The following is a 25,286-nucleotide window of genomic DNA, read 5'->3' as shown; positions in this document are numbered from 1 at the left end:
TTTGTTTATAATGTTATTCTTTTTTCAATCCTAATTTATGTCCAGCAACCGCATAATAAAGTATAATAATATAACAAGGTAATAAAATCCAGTAGCCTTTAGTAGAAGCCGTTGCAGTAGCTAGAGCTTCGTTCATACCATCAACTAAATAAGCTGCTTTGTTTCCATCAACTAAACGTCCGTACAAAGGAGGGATAATAGCGCCACCAGAAATTGCCATTATTAATAGGGCGGAGGCTGTTTTAGTAAATTTACCTAAACCTTTTAGTGTTAAGGGCCATACCGCTGGCCAAACTAAAGCGTTTGCTATACCTAATGCTGCTACAAGTAAAACAGATGTAAATCCAGTTGTAAAAACAATACAGAAAGACAATATAATACCTAATAAAGCACTTAGTTTTAAAGCCGTAGTCTGACTAATAAATTTTGGTATTAAAATGGCTCCTAAAGCATAAGTAGCTACCATGGCCATTAATGTAAAAGTTGTGAAAAATTTAGCGTCTGTAGCTGGAATTCCTAAGGAAATACCATAGGCTATAATAGTGTCTCCAGCAATTACTTCAACACCAACATACATGAATAATGTTAAAACCCCTAACCATAAATGTGGAAACTGAAAAATACTGGTTTTAGTTGTGACACCGTCTTTAGACTCTTTAATAGGTTCTGCTTCAACGTGTGGAAGCGGAGCTTTTCTAATTAATATAGCTAATACAAATAAGACAATTGCCATAACTATATAGGGTGTAACAACACTGTCTGCCATAGTATCTAACAATTGAGCTTTTTCAGAAGCAGATACAGTAGTTAATTTTTCATTAATTTCATCAATACCAGATAATAAAAGCGCTCCAAAAATAAGTGAACCTAAGGCTCCTGCAACTTTGTTAGCAATTCCCATGATTGAAATACGCTTAGCAGCACTTTCAATAGGGCCTAAAATGGTTATATAAGGGTTAGATGCTGTTTGTAGCAATGTCATACCTGCACCTTGAATAAATATACCTCCTAAAAACATCCAATAGGTTCTGGCTTCAGCTGCAGGTATAAATACTAAAGCTCCTAATCCCATAATAAATAATCCTAAAGACATACCTTTTCTATATCCCGTTTTTTCTAAAATATAAGACGCCGGTAATGCCATAACAACAAATGAAATATAAGATGCAGATGCTACTAAAAGAGATTGCGCTGAGGTTAATTCACTTATAGTTTTCATAAAAGGAATTAAAGCACCATTAATCCAAGTTACAAAACCGAAAATAAAAAATAGTCCGGCTATGATTAGAATTGGAATGAGTGTGCTGTTTTTTTGTTCTACTGATTGGTTCGTGTTTGGCATATGAATTAACTTTTTAAAACTATCTTAAATAGAAATGAAATATTTTTGTTTGTAATTATGAAGCAATTTAAACTTTTCTAATTTATTATTAATCAATATATCAAAAATCAATTATTGATTGCATCTATATGTTTTTGTTTATTTGATTATAAATTGAATCTAATTGAATATTTATTTTTTCACAAATATCTTTAGATTTACCCATTATGGTAATTTGAAGGTTGTTATCTGTTTTATATTTATTAATGTATTTAATACTGAGCCACCCGTTAGGGTAATGTACTTTTAATCCTTCAGACTCATCTTGAAGAAATAAATCAAATTCTCCTGAAACCCAATTAATAAACTTAAAATAAATATCGATAGTTTCTATCAATTCTATCTTAACCAATTTATAATAAGGTTTTGAATATACTATATCATCTTTAAAATCCATATTTTCTATATGACCAATTATTTACTAACGTAAATTAAAGTAAAAGAAGAACTGAAAGTTCAGTTCTTCTTTTAGAAAAAGTAACTAATCTAAACATTATTGAAAACAAACTTCTTTTCAATTTTTATTCACAATAAAAAAAAGAAAAACATAAGGAAAAACTAAACTATTTCGACAGACAACATTTGAATAAAGACCAAGGATAAAGCAGAAATAATTTGCATTACTAATAAAAAACGAAAAGGAGTGATTTCTTTTGAAACCCCTCCTTTTTTAAAATTAAACTAATATTTTTAACTCTTTAATAGAGTTTTATCTGTACTTAATTTACATCCCACCAAAGATTAGTATCTCCTTTATCAGCACCTCCTAGTTGAGATATTCCTTGTGTTACTCCTTCTTCATTAGTGCTATATGAATTAGGAAGATATGTGATACGCTTCATTACACCAAAACCAATTGTTGGATCTTCTGTTGTTATTAATGGGTATAAAATATCAGCATCTGTTCTACGTAAATCAGCCCAAGCTTCCCAAGATTCAGGAAAAAGACCTAAATACTTTTGAACAGCTATTTGTTTTAATTGTTCAGCTTCAGTTCCAGCCCAAGATACAGGTACATCTACTGGAGGAGTTGAATCTGAATAATCACTGCCACGAACTGGAACTGCTCCAGATGTAGTTCCTGCAATATATGTATCAATAGCTGCACTATCAGTTATTCCCCATTGATTCATAGACATTTTTATACCATCTTCATAAAGTGTTTTTGCTGTTCCAGACATATTCCAACCTTTTAAAACACCTTCTGCACGGTTAAAATAAGATTCTGAAGTCATCATAACTTCTATATCTTTTGTTGCTGCATCAGAAAAAGTAGTTTCTTGGTTAGTTAAACTTAAATTACCACCTGTTCTATCTAGTGATGCACCACCTCCATTAGGAAGACCAACATAATCTTCTATAGGGTAAGCCTCTCCTACAGGAGGCTCTGCTGCACTAGACATTGGAGCAAACCATTCACGCATTCTAGGGTCATTATAACCCTTAAGTATACTTTCCATTGATGCTGTCATATAGAACCCCCAATATTTTGCGATATCTACAAAGTTGTTATACGTATCTGAAGTTACATGGAAATAAGCACTGTCATCGTTTGATTCCATTATACCAGCCGCTACAGCTGCTTCAGCATGTGTTTTAGCAGTAGAAGCATCTACATCAGAAACTCTTAAAGCTAAACGTAATCTAAGTGAATTAGCAAATTTTCTCCATTTCTCAACATCTCCACCATATATTTCATCATAATCTCCAAAAACGGCTACTGTTGATTTTGAAGAAGAAGATAAGGTTGTATTAGCAGCTTCTAAAAGATTGAAAAAATCTGCGTACATTGATTCTTGAGAATCATACGCTACAGTCGAACCACCTTTTCCTGCGTCTGTATATGGTACTGGTCCCCAATGGTCGGTGAACCTATGAAACATATAAACTTTCCATATATCTGTAATTGCAGTTGCTTCTGCATTTCCTTCTGTAGCTTTATAAGTATTCAATAAAGATGGTACTGCTATGGTATAAAATCTTAACCAACCTCTACTTCTCCATCCATCGTTGATACCATTAGCATCAGTTTGTGCCGCCCAACCTGGTGTCATATAGTGTGCAAAAACTGTTGAATGCAATGAGGTTGCAAGTCCATAAGTTCCATAATCATCACCTGGAAGACTCCAAGACGCATTTCCTGTTCCTTTATACAAGGCATTTGCAAATGTTGGTCCAGCAAGCGTTCCATCTAATTGATCTGATGTCAGAGAGTTTGGATCACTATTAATTTCATTGAAATCTGAAGTACATGCAGTTATTTGAAACAACATAGCTACTGCAAATAATCTAATTATATTTTTTTTCATAATTTTTTTTTTAAAAGTTGAACTTTACATTAAATCCAAAGTCTCTAGTCGTTGGAATATTAAAAGATTCTATCCCTTGTAAGTTTCCAACACCTACACTTGCTTCTGGATCAAAGTATTTAGCCTTATTAGTTATAAAAAATAAGTTTCTACCAACTATTGAAAAGTTTACACCTGTAAATGGTGTTTTATTTAAAAATTTACGAGGTAAAGAATAACCAAAAACTAATTCTCTTAATCTAATATTTGTTGCATCAAAAACAAAATCTTCTGCAGATCTTGGATCTCTACTAGCTACTTGCGACCAATAATCTTCTGCTGTAATTGATGTTGTATTTGCTGTAAATGATCCACTACCATCGTCTACTACACCATCAACAACAAAACCATCTCTACCAGCTAAAGTAATATCACTTGTACCAACACCTGCCATTCTTGCTTGTGAATATGAAACAACCTCACCACCTATACGAAAATCAATAAGGAAACTAAGTGTAAAATCTTTATATCTGAATCGGTTGCTTAAACCAGCTGTCCAATCTGGATTATAATTACCAGCTAAAACATCAAATCCTGATGTGAATACAGGTAAACCACTTGTACCATCAACAATAATTTGTCCATCATCTGTACGTTCAAAACCTCTTATATATAAGTCTCCAAATTCACCTCCTTTTTTCACAATAGATTGTGCTAATCTTTCAGATCCAGTTGCTAAGTTTAATTCATCTCTATCTTCTAAGATACTAATTACTTTTGTTCTATAAGTTGCAAAGTTTGCTGTTGCATCCCAAGAGAAATCTGTAGTATTAACAATATTTGCATTTAAAACAATCTCGACACCTTTGTTTTCTATTTCTCCACCATTTACTACTTGATTAGAGAATCCAGAAGTTTGAGGCACATTGATTGTGAAAATTTGATCTACAGTATTAGTTTTAAACCAAGTAAAATCTAAGCTAATTTTGTTCTTAAAAAGACGTGAATTAAAACCAAATTCAGTAGAACTTGAAATTTCAGGTTTAAGATTAGGGTTATTTAATAACGTTGAAGCCTGAACAACACCTCCGTTAAAACCATAGAAACCTAATCTATTTGCCAAAAGATACGGCTCAGTATCATTACCTACTTGTGCATAAGAACCTCTTACCTTTAAATAAGATAGAATATCAGATTCTATGTTAAACATATCTGTAATTACACTAGATATACCAATTGAAGGATAGAAGAAAGATCTATCTGCTTCAGGTAGAGTTGAAGACCAATCATTACGTGCAGTAACATCTAAAAACAGGTAATCTTTATATCCAAGTTGAGCTGAACCATATAAAGAATTGATTTTCTTTTCTCTGAATATAGGTGATACTGTATTTTGAGAAAGGTTGTTTAACGAAAAGTAATTTCTTCTTGTAAGCGGCCCTCCACTACTAATACCTGTACGCTTTTGGTATAAAGCATTACCACCAGCATTTATGTTTAATTTAAAATCACCCAAATCTTTATTATAAGTTAATAAGAAATCAGAGTTAATTTCTGTATTATCTCCAAAGGTTTCATTATAAGCTCCAACATCGTTATTAATAACGGCTTGAGCAGCATAACGACTTGAAGTGTTTTTATTAGTGGCTTGATCTAAACCTGTTCTTACCATTAAACTTAATTCATTTGTAAAATCGTAAGTTAAAGAAGCAAAGCTAATAATTCTGTTTCTTTCATCTGTACTTAAATTTCTATTTGCTAGCCAAGATGGATTTAAAGTAGTACTCAAAGAATTTGCATCAGGATAGTTGTACCTTATTTGACCTGCATCATCAATATATTGATAATCTTTATATTGACTGGAAGGTAAACTCCTTGGCATTGTATAAACCGCCTGACCTATTTGACCTTCTCCTGCCGCAACGGGATTATTTATTTCCTGAGAAATAAAGTTTGTTTTTACATCTAATTTTAATTTATCTGTTAAATTACTTGTTAAACGTAAGTTTACATTATGTCTTTCTAATTTGTTACCTTCAACGATACCTTCTGCCTGAGTGTTTGTATAAGAAAAGTATCCTTGAATTTTATCCGTTCCCATAGAAGCAGATAAACTATTTGCCCAATTGTATCCAGATTTAAAAAAATCCATGGCATTGTTTGGTTGTGGGTTAAGTGCATAGGTAGCGGGTCCTGAATAATTTGGATTATGGTCTAATTGCCAAGCATCAACAGATTGACCTGTCATTGCAGGTCCCCATGATGTTTGAGATGAAGAGTTGTAATCGCCTCCATTACCTTGTCCATACTCATTTTGAAGGTTTAATAAATCATATGCACTAGATGTCATAAAATTAGAAGAGACAGAAATTCGTGCTTTTTCAGAATTAGATCCTGTTTTTGTTGTTATAATAATAACACCGTTACTAGCTCTTGACCCATATAGAGCAGCAGCTGAAGGTCCTTTTAATACAGATAGAGATTCAATATCATCTGGATTAATATTAGAAATACCGTCAAAACCAGTAAAACCGCCAATATCTGTTGTTGGAGTTGATACTGTATTATCCATAGGAACACCATCTATTACATATAACGGTTGGTTATTTCCAGTAAGCGATCTATTACCACGAAGTGTAATTCTTGATGATGCACCAACACCACTACCTGAAGTAGAGAAGTTTAAACCTGCTACTTTACCTGAAAGTGAGTTAGCTACGTTAAGTGATCTTGCTTCGGAAAGTTCATCAGTAGAAACTGTTTGAGCAGAATAGGTTAAAGATTTTTTATCTCTTTTAATACCTAATGCAGTTACAACGACTTCATTTAATTGTTCAGCATCTTCCGATAAAGATATATTTAAATTAGTCGTTCCTGTGTAAGCAACTTCTTTTGTTGCATACCCAACATAAGAAACCACTAATGTTGCAGACGACCCTGAAACATCAATACTATAATTTCCATCAAAATCTGATGAAACACCATTAGTTGTTCCTTTAACAACAACACTTGCACCAGGCAGAGGAATACCGCTAGAAGCATCTGTAATTGTTCCTGTTACTGTAGTTTGTGCTTTAGCTGTCTGAAAGCTAAACATGCAAAATACAAACAGTAGTTTTAGTACGTTTTGAATCATAAAATTAGTTTTTGAGTTAATAAATTTTAGTTTTAATAAAAATTTTTATTGAGTTAACAATACGTTAAATCTATAAATCTAAGGTGTTATCATTTGAATTATTTCGACCAATAACAAATTTGAAAAGGTGTTGGTTATTTTTATTGATATATGTTATAAAATAAATCAATAAAAAAGCCTTGGTTATAGATTATAATTCGTGTCCTTTTTAATAACCATTAAATAATTGGAGTTTCTACTGTATAAGCGTATTATACTATTTTATAGATCAATAAAAGCTTATTTGATAATGTAGTACTTGACTTATTGGTGAAGTTTAGTTGCTTTTTAATAGCAAAGATAAGATTAATAAATTTTGTTTAAGTTCGTTGTAACTTTAAAAGAATATTTATTTTAAAACCACAAATTTTACTTTTAATAAATCAAAAGAATTCCCCCCAACCATTACTTCAAAATCTCCAGGTTCTACAACATTTTTCATCTCACGATTCCAAATAGCCAATTCGTCTGATGTTAATTTAAATGAGATGTTTTTAGTTTCTCCTTTTTTGATGAATACACGTTCAAAACCTTTTAATGTTTTTCTTGGAGTTGTTACGCTACTGTAAATATCGTTTATATACAATTGCACCACCTCATCACCATCATAATCTCCAGTGTTTTTCACATCAACAGTAACGGTTAAACTGCCATCTTTTTTGATTTTATTAGCACTCAATTGTAAATTTGAATATTCAAAAGAGGTATAACTTAATCCGTAACCAAAAGTATATAATGGGTTTTCACTTTCACTTACATATCTATGAATAGCAGATGGTTTTTGATTGTAATAAATTGGCAATTGTCCAACAGATTTAGGAAAGGTAATTGGATTTTTTCCTCCTGGATTGTAATCACCAAATAATACATCAGCTACAGCTTTTCCTCCTGCTTCCCCAGGGAACCAACCTTCTAAAATAGCAGAAATATTTTCATTAATCCAATTAACAGCTAACGGACGACCGTTTAACAAGACACAAACCACAGGTGTTCCTGTTGCCTGAATTGCTTGAATTAATTCTTGTTGCATGCCGTGTAATTTTAAAGTAGCAACATCTCTATTTTCTTCTACCAATTCTCTAGATTCTCCTAAAACAACAACGGCTACGTCTGCTTTTTTAGCAATAGCAATAGCAGGTTGTAAGTCGATTTTTTTCAAATTCCAACGCAAGTGTGCTCTGGCACCCCAACCGCCTTCCCACATTTCTATGCGGACTTTATATTTTTTACCAGCTTCAATTTTCTTTGGTGCAGTTACAATACTAGTTGCGCCTTTTTTCCAATTATCAATCACTAATTGGTCATCAATCCACATTCTAATGCCGTCATCAGAACTCAATCCAATCCAACCATCAAATGACGTATCAGATTTGATAAAACCTGTCCAACGAATTGAAAAATTATCATCGTTAACACCTGCTCCAGGATTCCAAGGCCAATCAAATTGTAAATTTTTATCAATACGAGTTAATGCTGGTTTTCCTTCTATTTTTCTATTGTTAAAGTATTCGCCTTTTAATCCGTTTTGAGATTCATCTGGCGTAAATAAATATTTTGATGGAATAATTTGACCTTTTACAATCAATGGTACACCTTCTTCATACAAGACATTCGTGTTTTTACCCACAACCTCTTTTATACCCTCTAAAACCGTAGTTGCTACTTTGTTTTTTACCGAATAGCCTCCTAAACGTGATGCATTGGCATTTGGACCAATTATCGCAATGGTTTTAATGTCTTTACTTAAAGGCAATAATTTGTTCTTATTTTTTAATAAAGTGATGGATTTACGTCCCGCTTCTAAAACAATCTCTTGATTTTCTTTTGAATGAAAACGCTCTTCAATCAAGTTTTTAGCTGTATATGGGTTTTCAAATAAGCCTAATAAAAACTTTAATCGTAAAACTCCTCCAGCAGCTCTATCAATATCTGTCATAGATAATTTGCTTTCATTTACAAGTTCGATAAGTGTTTTTTGCCAAAACTCATTTGAGAAATCATAAAACTGCATATCAACACCTGCTGAAACTGCTTGACGAATACTTTCTTTTGGGGAATCCGCAGCATAATGTGTGGTTTGTATATATTTAATGGCACCTAAATCAGAAACCACAATACCTTTAAAACCCCATTCTTTTCGCAATACATCAGTTAATAACCAATGATTAGCTGCACACGGAATTCCGTCTAATTCAGAATAGGCACACATCGTTCCTAAAGCACCTCCTTTGGTAAATACTTTTTCAAAAGAAGGTAAAAAATCCTCACGAGCTGTACGTTCTCCAACAATTACGGGTGATGAGTTTCCACCTGCTTGTGGATAACTATGTACCGCAAAATGTTTTGGTTCTGCAATAATAGATCGGTCTGATGCTAAAGTATCTCCTTGCATTCCATTGACCATCGCCAAACCGAGTTCTCCTGCCAAATACACATCTTCACCAAAGGTTTCAGCAACTCGTCCCCAACGTGGTTCACGACCAACCCCCAATACAGGTCCTAATCCAAAATGAACACCGTGTGCTCTGGCTTCTGCTCCTATAACGCCACCTACTTTTTTCATCAATTCGGTATCCCAAGTCGCTCCTAAACCAATATTCATTGGAAACGCCGTACTTCCTTCATCTAAATAGCCATGAAGCATTTCACACATGATTAATACAGGAATACCCCATCTATTATTTTTGATAACATCTTTTTGAAGTTCATTAATCATTTTCGCTGAACGTGGATAAATATCATGTATCGCACCAACGCCTAAATCGCCAATTTTGTTTTTTGTTTTGCTTTTTGAAAAGTCTTCACCTTCTTTAAAAAACTCGCCTTTGTACATATCCATTTGGCGGACTTTTTCTTCTAAACTCATTCTGCTCAACAAATCTGTTAAGCGATCTTCTACAGGTAATTTTTCATTTTGATAAGGATATTTTTGCGAAAATCCTTGAAGGATACATCCAAATATAAAGACGACTATTATTGCTGTTTTTCTCATTTTTTGATATTAATTTTGAATCACTTTTAAAATTGTACCGTTTACAAGATTGTCGTGTGATATAAAATAACTATTGTAATTTTTACCGTTTAATTTAATTTGCTTGATGTTTCCGTTGTTATTTACTTCTTTTTCAATAACAATCGTTTTGTTTTTATAATATTTTGGATCTAATTGAATCGTGATTTTATCAAACATAGGTGTGGTAATCGTATATGTTGGGTCACTTGGAACTACAGGATAAATCCCCATCATAGCAGATACCAACCAAGCAGACATCGTTCCTGTATCATCATTTCCTGGTAAACCAGCAGGTTTATTTTGAAAATATTGATGAACGAGTGTTTTTACTGTTTTTTGACTTCGCCATTCTTGACCTTTAACAAAGTTGAATAGATACGGATAGGCAATATCGGGTTCGTTTGCCATATCAAATTGGTCTTTATCAAAAACCTCTTGTAATTTTTTTACAAACGCTTTTGAACCGCCCATTAATTTAATTAAGCCTTTGGTATCATGAGTTGCCATAAAGCTATATTGCCACGCATTTCCTTCAATAAAACCTAAGTTTTTCTGAAAATTAGCGCCAACTTCTGGATTATATGGTGTTAACCACGATCCATCATCATTTTTAGGTCGTAATAAATTGAATTTTTTATCAAATAAGTTACGATAAGAAATCGCTCTTTTTGAAAACACTTTGGCATCTTCTTTTTTACCCAAAGCCTTTGCTAATTGTGTAATCGAAAAATCTGTAATATTGTATTCTTGCGTAGTAGAAACCGAACCACTATGCGTTGTTTTGGTCGTGAGATAGCCTTTTTCGATATAATCTTTTAAGCCTGGACGTAACGGATTGTCTTCAATTTGTGTGGCAGATTTTTTCATAGCAGCATATGCCTTTTCAACATCAAAATCTTTAATCCCTTTTAAATATGTATCTGTAATAATAATTCCAGCAGGATCCCCCACCATTGTGGTTGTTTCCGTAGCATTTAATTCCCATTTTGGCAACCAACCAGATTCGTCATAAATTTGCAACATACTTTTTACCATATTGGATTGTTGCTTCGGATAAACCAAACTCATCAACTGATGTAAATTTCGATACGTATCCCATAATGAAAACGTGGTGTAACGTGTTCCTTCAGTTTTTAATGTTTCTCTGGTTTTCATTTTAGGATAATCGCCATTAAAATCATTCAACGTGTTTGGATGAATTAAGGTATGATACAACGCCGTATAAAAAATAGTTTTATCATCATCACTTCTGCCTTCTACTTTAATTCTTGATAAATACGAATTCCATTCTTTTTTTGAATCGGCTAAAATTTGATCAAAAGTTTTGTTAGCAGTTTCTTTTTCTAAGTTTTCTCTAGCGTTTTCTATACTTACGTATGATACACCAATTTTCATTTCTACCGTTGTTGGCTTATCAAAATGATAGTGCATATACGCACCAATACTATCTCCAACGACTTCTTTGGTAAAGCCTTTTTTGATTCGTGTTTTGCCGTTGTATCCCATCCATTGTCCTTCAAGCCCTCTGTTTTTTGCAGGTTTTTTCCAAGCTCCAAATGTTTTGGCTGGTGTAGAAAAACGCGCTACAAAATATACAGGATAAGCTTCCTTTGGTTTGTAATAACAAAAAGAACCTACGGAACGAATCCCTTCAATTTCTGTGGATGAAACAACTTTCACCATCGCACCTTCCTCATTAGTCAATCCTAAACCTAAATTGATTAAAATATTAGCATTGCCTTTAGGAAAATGATATTTGCTAACCCCTACACGAGTGGTTGCCGTGGCTTCTACTTTAATCTTATATTTTTCTAAAGTATTTGTGTAATAGCCAACAGAAGCATGCTCGTTTTTATAGGTTGAACCGTATTTTAAATAATCGGTTTCTAAATTTCCTGTGGTTGGCATTGCTAAAATAACACCCAATTCTGGACAGCCAACACCACTAATATTTACATGACTAAAACCTGTTAAAAAAGTATTTGTATTAGCATAAGGTGTAGACCACCAGCGGCTATCTTTATCGAAGGGTAAATTTTGAGGACCAGCCACATTAAAAGGAGATACGTTTGCCATACCTCTAACCGCAATAGGCCCGGGATTGGTTGTTCCAAAATTTGAAGAACCAATAAACGGATTGACATACGCTGCGGGTTGTTGTCCCCAAATATTAAAACAACTCAAAAAAGCTATCATACAGATGGCTTTTAAGAATTTATTTTTCGAATTAAAAAACATAGGCTGTTTTATCTGTTTACTTTATTTATTTTTAAAGTCCATGCTTCTTTACACGGCAAGTTATTTCTTAATGATTCAGGAATAATCACTTTAAAACCGTTCTCAAACTTCTTCCATTTCAACTTTGTTTTTGAACCAAGCATCGTGATTTTAGCTCCTTTTTTAGGACTAATAGATTTTATAATAACTTCTGAAGGAATTTTCGTTTCACCATCTTTTGCCATATAAAACAAGAATACATTGCCGTCTTTATTTTGAGTCATACAAATATTATCTTCTTTAAAAGGGGCTATAGGTTTGGTGTTATAAATACCTGTTCCATTTACTTTTATCCAATCGCCGTAAGCTGCTAATAAATCGTAAGCGCCTTCCTGCCATTCGCCATCAGGACCTGGTGCTACATTTAGTAATAAATTACCACCTTTAGCTACGACATCAATCAGCATTTGAATGCCTTCTCTACCTGTCATATATTTTGCATCAGGTGTATACGACCATCCGCCACCTGAAGTAATACAAGATTCCCAAGGGTAAGGCAATGTTTTTTCAGGAACACGATTTTCTGGTGTTAAGTAATTTTGATTTTTACCATGAACCGCTCTATCAACTACAATTAAACCAGGTTGCTTTTCACGTGCTTTTACTACCAATTCGTCCATTTTAACATCTTGATTAACAACTCTATGTTTTATAAAGCCATCACCAGATTTATTTTCTTCAAATTTAGATACATAACCTTCTTCTACTGTTTTATTAGATGTTTTAGCTACCCAGCCTCCATCAAGCCATAAGATATCTACATCACCATAATCGGTAAGTAATTCTAAGATTTGATTATGAGTAAAGTCTACATACTTTTGCCATTTTTCAGGATATATTTCAGGATCGTAATTTACATTTCTATCAAACGGTGGAAAATAGGGATCCCAATAACTTTCGGTGTGCCAATCGGGTTTTGAGAAATACGCACCAATCCACATGTTTTCTGCCCTAAACGCATTAAAAACTTCTTTTGTAATATTAGACCTTGGGTTAGTGCTAAATGCACATTCTGGATCGGTTACTTTATAGTCTGTATATTTAGAATCGAACATAGAAAATCCATCATGATGTTTGGTGGTAAAGACCATGTATTTCATACCTGCATCTTTAGCGGCTTTCGCCCATTTTTCTGGATTAAATTTTTCAGGATTGAATGTTTTCTTTAACCCTTCATAATCTTGTACATATTGAAAATAGTTGGAAGGATTACTTCCTTTTGTTCGTTCACACCACCCATAATCTTCAGGGCATAATGACCACGATTCTACAATACCCCATTGACTATATGTTCCCCAATGCATTAATAATCCGAATTTTTTTCCTTGCCATTCATCTAAGTTTTCTAAAACTAATGGATCTGTTTCTGGCACGTATCTTTCATCTTCATAAATGGCTTGAGAGAATACATTTACTGAAACTAATAATACTATAATTGCTATTCTTTTTTTCATTTTATATTTTTTTTAATTTACTAAAACTTCATCGGCGAATATAAATACGCCATCACCTTTTGGGTTTTTCTTTAAATTTGTTGCAATTACTTTTATATAACGGGCTGCTTGTACTTCAAAATTAATTTTAAAATCTTTTATATGTGTTTTATAGTTAAGAATGTAAGGGATTTTTATCTTACCAACTTGTTTATACGATTTTCCATCATTTGAAATCAACACATTTATATCTGTTGGATAATAAATACCAGATAGTTGACTTTCTAACAATCCCATAATAACTTGCTTTACCGTTTGTATGTTTTCTAAATCTATAATCACTTCCATATTTTCAGTTAACCACCCTTGCCATTGTCCGTCATGAAAGTTTTTTGATCCTCTAATGGCATTCACTAAGGTATAATTGTCTCCTAAATAATAATCATTTAAGGGTGTGTTATAATTGACTTTATGTGCTACTGCTTTATGAAAATGAATGGTATCTGTATAGATTTTTCCAAACGGTTTTTCATTTTCAAAAAGTGATGCTTTTACAATAGTCGTTTCTTTCAATTTTATGGTATCTGTATATTTAATTGCTGTTTCATCTATTTTTTTATCACCCAAAACATATCGAATATCGGCATTAGAGAACTCGGTATTTAATGACAGTCCCACTTCTTTCATTGTAATATTTGCTTTAGAATTGAATGTTATTTGATAAGCGCTTTTTGCATAATTAATATCTAGATATTCATACCGTTTAAACATGGTTTTAATTCTAGATGAAAACACATCCCAATTACGCGATTCTTTTGGACTCCAAAGCGTTTCTGAAAGCGCTGCAAGTCTTGGGAAAATCATGTATTCTGATTGTTTTGTAGTAGGAATATATTCCGCCCATAAATTTGCTTGACCACCAAGCACATGCTTTTTTTGTGCAACCGACATTGAATCTACAATGGGATCGAATTGATATACTTTACTTAACGGTGTATAGCCTCCAAAAGCTAAAGGTTCTTCACTTTGAATTCCTTGATAATGATCGAAATAACAATGTGTTCCTGGTGTCATAATAACATCATGTCCTTGCTCCGATGCTTCAAAACCTCCTTTTACACCTCTCCAACTCATAACGGTTGCATCTGGTGCTAAACCACCTTCTAAAATCTCGTCCCAACCTATTAATTTCTTCCCTTTTGAGTTGATGTATTTTTCAATACGTTTTACAAAATAACTTTGCAGTTCGTGAGTGTTTTTAATATCTTCTTGTTGCATCCTTTTTTTACAATGCGGACATTTTTCCCAATTCGTTTTTGTGGCTTCATCGCCTCCAATATGAATGTACTTAGATGGAAAAATAGTCATCACCTCATCCAATACGTTTTCTAAAAAATCAAACGTACTGTCCTTGCCTGCACAATAAATATCTGTAATGGGCCATACGCCTCCTGATGGTACAGAAATATGTTCGTTTAAACATGATAATTCTGGATAAGCAGCAATGGCACAACTAACATGAGCAGGCATTTCTATTTCTGGAATAATTTCTACATTTTTGGACTGTGCATAGCTTACAATATCTTTTAATTCGGCTTGTGTTAAAAACCCACCAAAAGTACCTTTCTCATCAGGATTAGCTCTAGGTCTACCATTCCACATTGCAATATGTTCTTGGTCTACGCGCCATGCGCCAACTTCGGTTAATTTAGGATATTTTTTAATTTCTATTCGCCAACCTTGGTCGTCTACTAAATGCAAATGCAAAGTGTTCATTTTATGCATAGCCAAACGGTCTATTGTTTTTTTAATGTAGTCTTTTCCAAAAAAATGACGTGATAAATCCAGCATTAATCCGCGATATTGAAAACGAGGTTTATCTGTAATACTAACATTTGGAATTAACCATGCTGTGTTTTTTACAAGATTTTGACTTTCTATTTCTATAGGCAATAATTGTCTTATAGTTTCTAATCCGTATAAAAAACCAGCATTATTTTTAGCGGTAACATCAATATGATTTTCTGTAACTTCTAGTCTGTATGCTTCGTTTTCAAAACTTGTATCAACATTAAATTTCACATAATTGCTAGTAGGTGTTTTTGATGTTACTATTGGTCGCCATTCTGCTGTTTTTTCGAATTTATCAATTAATATATTGCAAATTTCTTTTTGAGCATCAGCATTAGCAGCATTAGCAATCACAAACTCTGTATTTTTTGAAAATTCAAAACTTCCTGCATTGAGTTTTAACTCTGCTGGTTCTGGTATAATTTGAATATCTTCTTTTGTAAATACTTTTTGTTGTGTGCAAGCACTAAATACTAGTACTAGCATTAGTCCTAAAATGTTTCGTATTACACTCATAATTATAGTTTTAAATAGCAATGTGTGATATTTTGTTTAGTTTTTTGACGAAATAAAAACATCATCAATTAAATAACGTGATAGATTCTGTTTTTCGTCCGCACCTTTTAATGGTGGATCGTTTGTTTCATTAGGCGTTGTTCTGTTAGGTAAATCATTATAAGCTCCTGTTCTAAACGATAGTCTTTCTACTGATTTTACAGCCATTACCGCAGGAACATTTTCAGCAACTCGCTGATTATTAATAATGATAGTATAACTACCCAAACCTTTTGTGTTGTATTCAATTTTAAAAGCATACCATTTTTCGGTATCAAACTTTAGTAATGATTTTATTGTTGCACCTTCAACTGTTTTTATATACCCATCTGTATCAAATGAGATTTGTACAGGTCTGTTTCCAAATCGATCTACAATATCAATATCAAATTGGGTAGTATCTTTCGCTACAACTTTTACTTTAAAATTTGCTGTAACAGATTTCCCTTCCTGAAAAACACGTATCGCACGACAATAATCATAAGGATCCATATCGCTCATTTGCAAACATTTATTACCGCCTTTCTCTTGTGTCAAACTTGCTTTTGCCCATTTTGGAGAATTCAAATTCCAGTCGATAACATGCCCTGAGACTTTCATATTCTCAAAATCATCTTTAACAGCTTTCTCTACTTTGTATTTAATAGGTGTTGGAATGCGACAGACCCACATATCTTCTTTATTCATGCTATAAGTCATCCACATGTCTGTTCCTGGAGGGTTTCCATTTCCAGGAGTAATGCCTCGCATATAACACGGTCCAAAATCTTTCCAAATTCCAGTAAATCGTCTTGCAGGAACCTCTGCTTGCACCAACAAAAGATTGTCGTAAACAATGCCATCATCACTAGTTACAATAGACAGTGGGAAACGATATTGGGTTTGATCTATAGGATTATACGAAATGGCATATCTGCCATCTTCTGTTTGTTGCCCCCATACTTTACCACCAGACATTACAAGTGTATTTACTTTAACAGGGTCAGAAAAAGTATGACCACCGTCGTTTGAAAGTGAAGCATAAGATTTTTTAAAAAGTCCAACAATTTTCCCATCTTTTCTTTGATACCAATTAAAACCTTGTTTAGATTTATTGAAAGTATAAAAACCATCAACGCCATTATCTTCTTCAAACCATTGTAGCTTCATTAATTTATCGTTTAAAAGCGCATTACAAGCTGCTAAAAAACCGTTGTCTTTTGATGTTTTATAAAATGGATAAGACGTATTTGATTCGTTCCAATTTGTTTGACTATCATAGCGAATAAAATAGATAGGCCCCATACTTCCATCTTTATAAATTTCACGAACCACACGCCCAATACCATTTTCTCTAAAAGGATTTTGTGTGTGTCCATAAAAAGCCAAAGTTAATAACCGACCATTAGGTGCTAAATAAAAACCCATACGTTGATGCATCATATAACCTGTTGATCCTTTTGGAATCTTAACCCCTTTTGGTGCTTTATAAGGCGGAAAAGCAACTTTAGGAAAACTCCAATCTTTTCCATTTTTAGACGTCATTATCATGGTTTGTACAGGCGCTCTGTGCTCATCCTTTTCTCCACTTATATAATGTTGATAAAATTCACCGTTCCAATAAGCTAAATTAGATGCATGATTATAAGTCCATCCATAACCATCACTTAATTCTGGGTGTGTTCTATTTGCTCGTAAAGTCTGAATATTTTCGACACCAATAGCATATCGTAAACCTGCTTCGTGTATGAATGGATTAATATGTGTACCTCCTATATAACGTACTGGTTCACTAACACTACCTGTTTGAGCTTTTGAAATTTGAGTATGTACAACACACAAAACAACAAAATATTTTATGACTCTTAATTTTAGTTTGGAAACTAAAACCGTTTTTATGGCTGTGTACTTCATTTTCATACGCTATTATTTTAAAATTGGCGTTAGTTTAAATTCATAATAATACGTTTTATCTCTTAGCAGGTATTTCTCCATTGGCCATGCGCCCCAACTATCAATACTTCCTAATCCCATTTGTTTATCATCTATTTTTAAACTGGTAAGGTTTCTTTCTTTTAAATCGTCTGTATTTCTTTGGTCTTTTTCTAAACCATCATCCAAATCTTCTGTTAAATAATGTAATGCGGTTATACTAAACAATGCATCCGATTCAATGCGCAATGTCATGGTGTTATTTGATATATTGCTCCATCTCACATCGGTTTTATTTCCTGTTTCTTGCGGACGGATATATGGGTAATATTGTTCTGAAACTGTTTGATTATAGACTCCAATTTTAGCGCTATAATTCCTGTCGCTATAATTTTCGTAAGGTCCTCTTCCTAAATAAGATAAATTACTGAATGTTTTAGGCAATATCATTTCCATGCCAAAACGTGGTAATAGAGGTGTTTTTTCATTTTTATTGATATTTAATTTTTGCTGTACTTGTAAAACGCCTTCGCTATTAAATGAGTAGATAATAATCAACTCCGAAAACACATCGGGCAGCTTATAAACCGCTGTTGCAGTTGTGCTATTATTTTTAATGTTTTTATAATCAAAACTTATTAAAATCGGGTTTTCTACAGCTTGTTTCCAAGGCAATAGTTTTTTCTGAAATTGCGCCCCCATATCGTTATCGGTTGGTGCTCTCCAAAAATTAGGTTTTAAGGAATAGCCGGCTTTTAAAATAACGTTATGATTAAAGATGTACTTATTAATAAATCCTGTGTTTTTATCAAAAGCTAATTCTGCTTTATCGCTTTTAAAAACAACAGATTGTTCGTCTTGAGTAATAGTTGTTTTAGCACCACTCTCTAGAGTCATCGTATTTTTCCATACGCCTTTTAAGTGAAGTTGTTCTGTTGCTATTTCAAAGTCTTTAGGTAAAAAGGGTTCTTTTTCTTTTAAGCGATAACTAATATTTACAAAGGCTTCTTGATAAGTTTTTCCTTCTAAATGAATTGGCAACGAATATGTTTTGTCTTGTTGCGGATTAATTTCTAAATCATTAATTATTCCGTTTTCAGCTTCAACACCATCTAAAAGTAATGTCCAATGCAAGCGTACATTACTTAAATCTTTAAAGAAAAATTCATTAAAAACATTGATGTTTATTTCATCTTTATTCTTCCAAGAGGTATGAATATCCTGAAGTACATTTCTAACTTCAAAAGCATGTGGATTAGGGAGTCTTTCTGGATTAAAAATGCCATTATTTAAAAAGTTATTATCACTTGGTGTGTCTTTTGGTCCAAAATCACCACCATAGGCAAAAACCTTCGATCCATCTTTTTTAGTTTTATAAATAGATTGGTCTATCATATCCCAAATAAAACCACCTTGAAAATTTTTATGCTTTCTAATGACGTCCCAATAGTCCTTAAAATTTCCCATAGAATTCCCCATTGCATGGGCATATTCACATTGAATAAATGGACGATTTGGATTTGGGTTGGCTGCGATATATTCTTCCATACCTTTTGGCGAATTATACATGGGATCTACAATATCTGAATTCCAATCGTATTTTAAGGTTTTACCTTCCCAACCTCCAACTGTTGCACGTTCATATTGAATGGGTCTTGATGGATCTCGATCTTTAATCCAAAGGTAGCCACGGTAAAAATTATACCCGTTTCCTGCTTCATTTCCCATACTCCAAATAATAACCGAAGGATGATTTTTATCGCGTTCAACCATGCGTTGCATACGCTGTAAGTGCGCCAATTCCCAATCGGGTTTGTTGCCTAATGTTTTAGTGATGTTATACCCCATACCATGAGACTCCAAATTAGCTTCATCTACTAAATAGATGCCATAGGTATCACATAACTCATAAAAATACGGATCGTTTGGATAGTGTGACATTCTAACCGCATTGAAATTAAACTGCTTAAGCATCTTAATATCTTGCTCCATTCTTGCTCTTGAAATGGTTTGCCCTGTAGTTGGGTCTGTTTCATGACGATTTACCCCTTTTATATAAATAGCTTTACCATTAACCAATAATTGTCCGCCTTTAATTTCTACTTTTCTAAAGCCTACTTTTTGCGGAATAACCTCAACAATAGTTCCTTTTTTATCTTTTAAAATGAAAAGAACTTGATATAAATTTGGCGTTTCTGCAGTCCATTTTTTAGGTTGTTTTACATTAAAAATAAAACTTGATTTTATCTCATTAACTTGAATTGTTTTTGAAGCGACTACAGTTTTATGATTTTTTAATTGAACCTCTAAAGCATAGTTTTCTTTTTTATTGACACCTGAAAATTTTGTTGAAATGTTTAAAGTACCATCTATAAAAGCATCATCTAAATTTGGCGTGATTTCAAAATCGACTAGATGGGTTTTGTTCCGAGCATATAAATAAGTGTCTCTTGTAATACCACTCATTCGCCAAAAATCTTGACATTCTAAATACGAGCCATCACTCCATTTCATCACTTTTAAAACAATGGTATTTTCTCCTGTTTTTAAATAGTTGTTTAAATTAAACTCTTGAGCTAATTTTCCATCTTCTCCATAACCTACATAAACGCCATTTACCCAAACTGTAAGATTAGATTTTGCGGCACCTACATGAAGTAACACATCTTTACCATTCCAAGACTCATCAATAGTAATTGTTTTTCTATAAACTCCTGTAGGGTTATATTTCGTGGGTACTATTGGTGGATTTACAGAAATCCAATGTGCAAATTCGTAAGTTGTATTGGTATATATTGGATAGCCATATCCATTTACATCCCAATTGGCAGGGATTTTAAAATCATCCCAATTGGTATCGTTAAATACTGTTCTTTCAAATCCTACAGGTAAATCATTAGGGGCATCTAAATATTTAAACTTCCAATCACCATTTAAATTTAAATAGTTTTTAGAATACTTCCAATCTCCTTTTGCTGCCGAAGCTTCATTTTCGTACACATAATATGAAGCATGCATTGGCATACGATTATCTTCGTTTATCTTTTCGTTTAACCATAAAGGGACTTTGTTTTGCCCATTCATAGTTAATGATGCTATTAAAAATAGTATTATGTATAGGGTGTTATTCATTTGTTAATTATTCCAAGTCATTTTAAATTTGGAATCTTCCATTCTGTTTCCTTTTTCTTCATCGCAAACAGCATAGTTAAATCCTGATCGTAAACTATAGCCACCATGTTCGCCGTTTTTATTTATTGCGATAAAACCTACTTGTAAGTACTCCATATCTTTATGGTTTTTGTGCTTATCATAAATACGTTCCACAATTTCTTTACAGGCTTCATCAGGGCTTTTACCTTGGCGTATCAACTCAACAACCATGGCGCTTCCTGCTGTTCTAATAACCGCTTCTCCTAATCCTGTTGCTGCTGCTGCTCCCACTTCATTATCTAAAAATAAACCGGCTCCTATTATTGGTGAATCGCCAACGCGACCATGCATTTTCCATGCTGCTCCACTTGTGGTACATCCTCCCGAAATATTCCCGTCTTCATCAATAACCAACATGCTAATAGTATCGTGATTTTCTATATTTATTACAGGTTTATATTTTGATGCTTCTAACCATTTTTTCCAATCTTTTTCTGATTCTGGCGTTAGTAAATTTTCTTTTTTAAAGCCTTCTTCTATAGCAAATTGAAACGCACCTTCTCCAGATAACATGACATGTGGCGTATTTTGTAATACTCTTTTTGCTACAGAAATAGGGTGTTTAATACCTTCTAAAAAAGACACCGAACCACAATCGCTATTATGATCCATAATACAGGCATCTAAAGTAACTCTACCTTCTCTATCTGGATAACCACCATAGCCAACACTTCTAATTGCAGGATCGGCTTCTGGTATTTTCATTCCTGCTTCAATGGCGTCTAAGGTTGGTTTTCCTGCTTTTATCTGTTTCCAGGTTTCTTCATTTGCTGGTAAACCATGGTTCCAAGTAGAAATAATTAAAGGTTTTTTTTGAGATTTATCAGTTGCTACTGCAACAATAGATTCTTCTTTTGTTATTCCTTTACACCCAAAAACAGTGCTTATTCCTAATGTTCCTAGAGCTGTTGTTTTTATAAAATCTCTTCTGTTTGACATAAAATTAGAAATAAATGGTATTCTTATTTTAAACTATCTTTCATTTCTTTAATAGCTTTTAACTGTGCGTCAGTTAAAGCGGGCCCATCAAAAAAGGTAACACCTTTGGCTCCATTAACTTTCGCTAATTGAATGGCTTCTTTTAATTCGTCTTCCGATTTAAATGCTGGTAAATAAACGCCTGTATTTATTTTTGTTTTCTTTCCTTCTAAATCTGTTACTCCTTGTTTAGTAGCGTAACCAACCCAGTCAACTTCTTCATTATAAAACCCATGATAAATCATTGGATACACTTCATCAATTTTCCATTTATCCCAACGCTGACGCACCATATGGTCTGCCATTTCTGGATACGGAAATACAGCGGCTGTTAGATTTTTATTATACTTATGTACGATATCGTAAGCGTCATCTACTACGGCTTTGATTGCATTTAATCTAAAATTTTTCCATTCCATATCAATGGATGTGTTATGACTCTCTTTTGGATTTTTATGATGCGTTTTTTCGAACGAACTAATACATGCATCACAGTAGCAAAAATCGTATTCTGGTAATTCTGAGTCTTGAACTAAATTGTATTTAGGAAGTAGGCCTATTGGTAAAAAAATATCACTAAAACGAATATAATCTAAGTGTACACTTTCAATACTATCTACCTTTGCTAAACCTTCAACTAAGTTTAATACGTGATTTCTAGAAGCTTCTTTTGTTGGGCATAACCATTGATAGTAATTTACATAAGGACGCGTGTCATAACATGATTTGCCTTCTTTACTCACGGCATACCATTCTGGGTGTTTTAGTGCTACCGTATCTCCAGGACGGTTCATAGCCATAACCCATGCATGCACTTTCAATCCTTTTTTTGTTGCTATGGGAACTAAACGTTTTAAAAGTGCTGGATCTGTATTGGTGTTTATTAAGACCTCATCAATACCTGAGTTTTTATATTTTTCAAATTCTTGCGAATAGTCATCATTTGCTCTTTTAGCATCTGCTGTAATCCAAACAGCAAAGTCAAACGGTGTTTCTATTTCTGCAGCTGTTATTACTTCAGAAGCATTTGTATCTGTCTTTTTTGATTCTGTATTCGCACATGAAAACATGCTAATCGTAAATACAAAAAGAGAAAATTTTATAAGTTTCATCGTATATTTATTTTGATATGATTGTACCATTTTCTTTAATAATAATTGTTTTATTTGAAAAAGAACTTTTTATAGAAATATTAAATCCTGTTGCATGATTTTCTAATTTAGGACTAAGGGTATTATCATCAATAATGATGTGTTTTTTAGAAATACTATTTAGACTTGTAGCCCAAGACTTATACTCTTTGAAGTATTTTTTTTGAGCGCGATAAAGTGCAAATAATTCCCATTTAATTTTTTCGTCTTGCGGAATTGTAAAAAGGTCTTCACCACCAACTTCTTTTGTAGAAAAATAAACATACCCCCATTTTTCTGGTTCATGCATATTGATTACCCCCATTGGAGACCAAACCCAATTGTATTCTGGAAGAAACTTTCCGCTAGTATCCTTTTTCCGTTTATACTGTCCATTAATAATATCATGTTGCCAATTAACTCTTGAAAAATTCACTCTCCAAAAATCATCTTTAGGAACATTTTTATGAAAGTAAGAGGTCTTATATGCAGCCCATGGAATGGCCATTTCTAAAATCCAACCGGTGTCTGTATCATTAGGATTATTTATTGTTCCATTTATTTTAACAGCCGATTTTAAACCCGTTAAAGTCCAATCATTTAAAACAACATTTCCTTCTTCTCTGTAAGGTTTGTTTATAAATAAATCCCAAACAGTATTTAAAGCATTAATTTCAAGTTCGTAATAGGTTTTAGCATCTCCCTCAGGATCAATAAACACTTCAAAATCATTATTGTAAAAAATAATAGTATCTCGTTGTTTTAAGTTTGCCCATACATGAGGTTCTTCAATTTTTGCTAAAATATAATAGTAAGTATCATCCCAAAGCATTTTTATCTGAGTTTTATATTTGGGTTTAATAAAACCTTCAATATCTATAAAAGTTTCAGACCATTTTGCTTTATTCCAAGATGTATCAGATGCATCACCATCAACTACAATTTTTTCTAAAGTTTTATATGCAATACATGTTTTAGGCGTGATTTCTTTATCTGATTGTGCACATCCTAAAACAGAAAAACAACTCATTGTTAGTAGCCATAATAACCCAAATGGACTTTTCATATATTATAAACTGTTATTTTTAGTAAACTCAATAACTTCACTTAATTTCCCAAAAGCCATAGCTACAACCGTATCGGCTGCTCCATAATAAACGGCTAATTTATCCTCTTCTGTGTCATATAAAGCTGCACAAGGAAACACCACGTTAGGAACATCGCCAATTTGTTCATAAGCCACTGCTGGTCCTAATAAATAAGGTTGTGTTCTGTACTTTACTAAGTCTGGTTTATTTTCATCTAAAAGTGCTGCGCCCATTGCATAACGAAATCCGTTACAGGTGTTTATTACACCATGATATAACATTAACCAACCTTCGTCTGTAAGGATAGGGATTGGGCCGGCTCCAATTTTGGTACATTGCCACGCACTGTCTTCAAAAGCAGTAGGCTTCATAACACATCTATGTTCTCCCCAATATTTCATATCTGGACTATAGCTAATCCAAATATCGCCAAACGGTGTATGTCCATTATCACTAGGGCGACTTAACATGGCATATTTTCCATTTATTTTCTGTGGAAATAATACCCCATTTCTATTGAATGGTAAATAGGCGTTTTCACATTGAAAAAATTCTTTAAAGTCGAAGGTATATCCAATACCAATGGTTGGTCCGTTATAGCCATTACACCAAGTAATCCAATAGCGATCTTCAATAAACACCACACGAGGGTCGTATTTATAATCAGATTCTATCATCTCTGTATTACCCGCTTTCATTTCAATAGGGTCATGATTAATGTCCCAATTAATACCATCTTTACTAAAACCTGCAAAAATATTCATTTGCACTGCTTTATTATCACATCTAAAAACACCAGCAAAACCATCACCAAAAGGCACTACAGCACTGTTAAATATACTATTAGATGAAGAAATTGCGTAACGATCTATAATTGGGTTTTCAGTATAGCGCCACATTACGTCGTTACTATTTTCTGGTTTATCTTGCCAAGGAATATTACTCACTTTATTTAATTATTTACTATTGAACTTGATTTGACTTTTTTTTAAT

14 protein-coding genes are annotated in these 25,286 nt (G+C 33.3%); all 14 read right to left on the bottom strand.

Going from position 1 to position 25,286, the window contains the following annotated elements; all coding sequences use genetic code 11:
• Positions 1 to 13: 13 nt before the first annotated feature.
• Positions 14 to 1,342 carry a sugar MFS transporter gene (locus tag ACH5TW_RS07295; protein ID WP_439335847.1) on the bottom strand — a complete coding sequence of 443 codons (1,329 nt, stop codon included), beginning with the start codon at positions 1,340 to 1,342 and terminating at the stop codon, positions 14 to 16.
• Positions 1,343 to 1,466: 124 nt separating this feature from the next.
• Positions 1,467 to 1,778 (bottom strand): hypothetical protein, encoded by a 312-nt coding sequence (locus ACH5TW_RS07290; protein WP_439335846.1) that lies wholly within the window; start codon positions 1,776 to 1,778, stop codon positions 1,467 to 1,469.
• A gap of 322 nt (positions 1,779 to 2,100) precedes the next feature.
• Complete coding sequence (locus ACH5TW_RS07285; protein ID WP_439335845.1) at positions 2,101 to 3,690, bottom strand: SusD/RagB family nutrient-binding outer membrane lipoprotein; 1,590 nt, start codon at positions 3,688 to 3,690, stop codon at positions 2,101 to 2,103.
• 10 nt (positions 3,691 to 3,700) lie between these two features.
• Positions 3,701 to 6,805: a SusC/RagA family TonB-linked outer membrane protein gene (locus tag ACH5TW_RS07280; protein WP_439335844.1), complete on the bottom strand. Its 3,105-nt coding sequence runs from the start codon at positions 6,803 to 6,805 to the stop codon at positions 3,701 to 3,703.
• 388 nt (positions 6,806 to 7,193) lie between these two features.
• On the bottom strand, positions 7,194 to 9,836 hold the full coding sequence (locus ACH5TW_RS07275; RefSeq protein WP_439335843.1) for a glycoside hydrolase family 3 N-terminal domain-containing protein: 2,643 nt from the start codon (positions 9,834 to 9,836) through the stop codon (positions 7,194 to 7,196).
• A 9-nt stretch (positions 9,837 to 9,845) separates the two neighbouring features.
• Positions 9,846 to 12,095 carry a GH92 family glycosyl hydrolase gene (locus ACH5TW_RS07270; protein ID WP_439335842.1) on the bottom strand — a complete coding sequence of 750 codons (2,250 nt, stop codon included), beginning with the start codon at positions 12,093 to 12,095 and terminating at the stop codon, positions 9,846 to 9,848.
• A gap of 8 nt (positions 12,096 to 12,103) precedes the next feature.
• Positions 12,104 to 13,588, bottom strand: coding sequence for an alpha-L-fucosidase (locus ACH5TW_RS07265; RefSeq protein WP_439335841.1), 1,485 nt, complete (start codon positions 13,586 to 13,588; stop codon positions 12,104 to 12,106).
• A gap of 12 nt (positions 13,589 to 13,600) precedes the next feature.
• Entirely contained in the window at positions 13,601 to 15,934 is a 2,334-nt protein-coding gene (locus tag ACH5TW_RS07260) for a glycoside hydrolase family 20 protein (RefSeq protein WP_439335840.1), read from the bottom strand.
• A 36-nt stretch (positions 15,935 to 15,970) separates the two neighbouring features.
• The gene (locus ACH5TW_RS07255; protein ID WP_439335839.1) at positions 15,971 to 17,872 is read right to left on the bottom strand and encodes a six-hairpin glycosidase; all 1,902 of its coding nucleotides are present in this window, start codon (positions 17,870 to 17,872) and stop codon (positions 15,971 to 15,973) included.
• Between the two features lie 6 nt (positions 17,873 to 17,878).
• A complete protein-coding gene (gene lacZ, locus ACH5TW_RS07250; RefSeq protein WP_439335838.1) occupies positions 17,879 to 21,016 on the bottom strand; it encodes a beta-galactosidase, LacZ type in 3,138 nt (1,045 codons plus the stop codon).
• Positions 21,017 to 21,019: 3 nt separating this feature from the next.
• A complete protein-coding gene (locus tag ACH5TW_RS07245) occupies positions 21,020 to 22,036 on the bottom strand; it encodes an isoaspartyl peptidase/L-asparaginase family protein (RefSeq protein WP_439335837.1) in 1,017 nt (338 codons plus the stop codon).
• A 23-nt stretch (positions 22,037 to 22,059) separates the two neighbouring features.
• Complete coding sequence (locus ACH5TW_RS07240; protein WP_439335836.1) at positions 22,060 to 23,187, bottom strand: glycoside hydrolase family protein; 1,128 nt, start codon at positions 23,185 to 23,187, stop codon at positions 22,060 to 22,062.
• A gap of 7 nt (positions 23,188 to 23,194) precedes the next feature.
• The gene (locus ACH5TW_RS07235; protein ID WP_439335835.1) at positions 23,195 to 24,271 is read right to left on the bottom strand and encodes a carbohydrate-binding family 9-like protein; all 1,077 of its coding nucleotides are present in this window, start codon (positions 24,269 to 24,271) and stop codon (positions 23,195 to 23,197) included.
• Positions 24,272 to 24,274: 3 nt separating this feature from the next.
• A complete protein-coding gene (locus ACH5TW_RS07230; RefSeq protein WP_439335834.1) occupies positions 24,275 to 25,240 on the bottom strand; it encodes a glycoside hydrolase family 130 protein in 966 nt (321 codons plus the stop codon).
• Positions 25,241 to 25,286: the final 46 nt, after the last annotated feature.

This window comes from Thalassobellus sediminis (assembly GCF_044386045.1).
Classification (GTDB): Bacteria; Bacteroidota; Bacteroidia; order Flavobacteriales; family Flavobacteriaceae; genus Thalassobellus; species Thalassobellus sediminis.
Note: the sequence above shows the minus strand (reverse complement) of the source record. Positions and strands in the feature narration are given on the sequence as shown.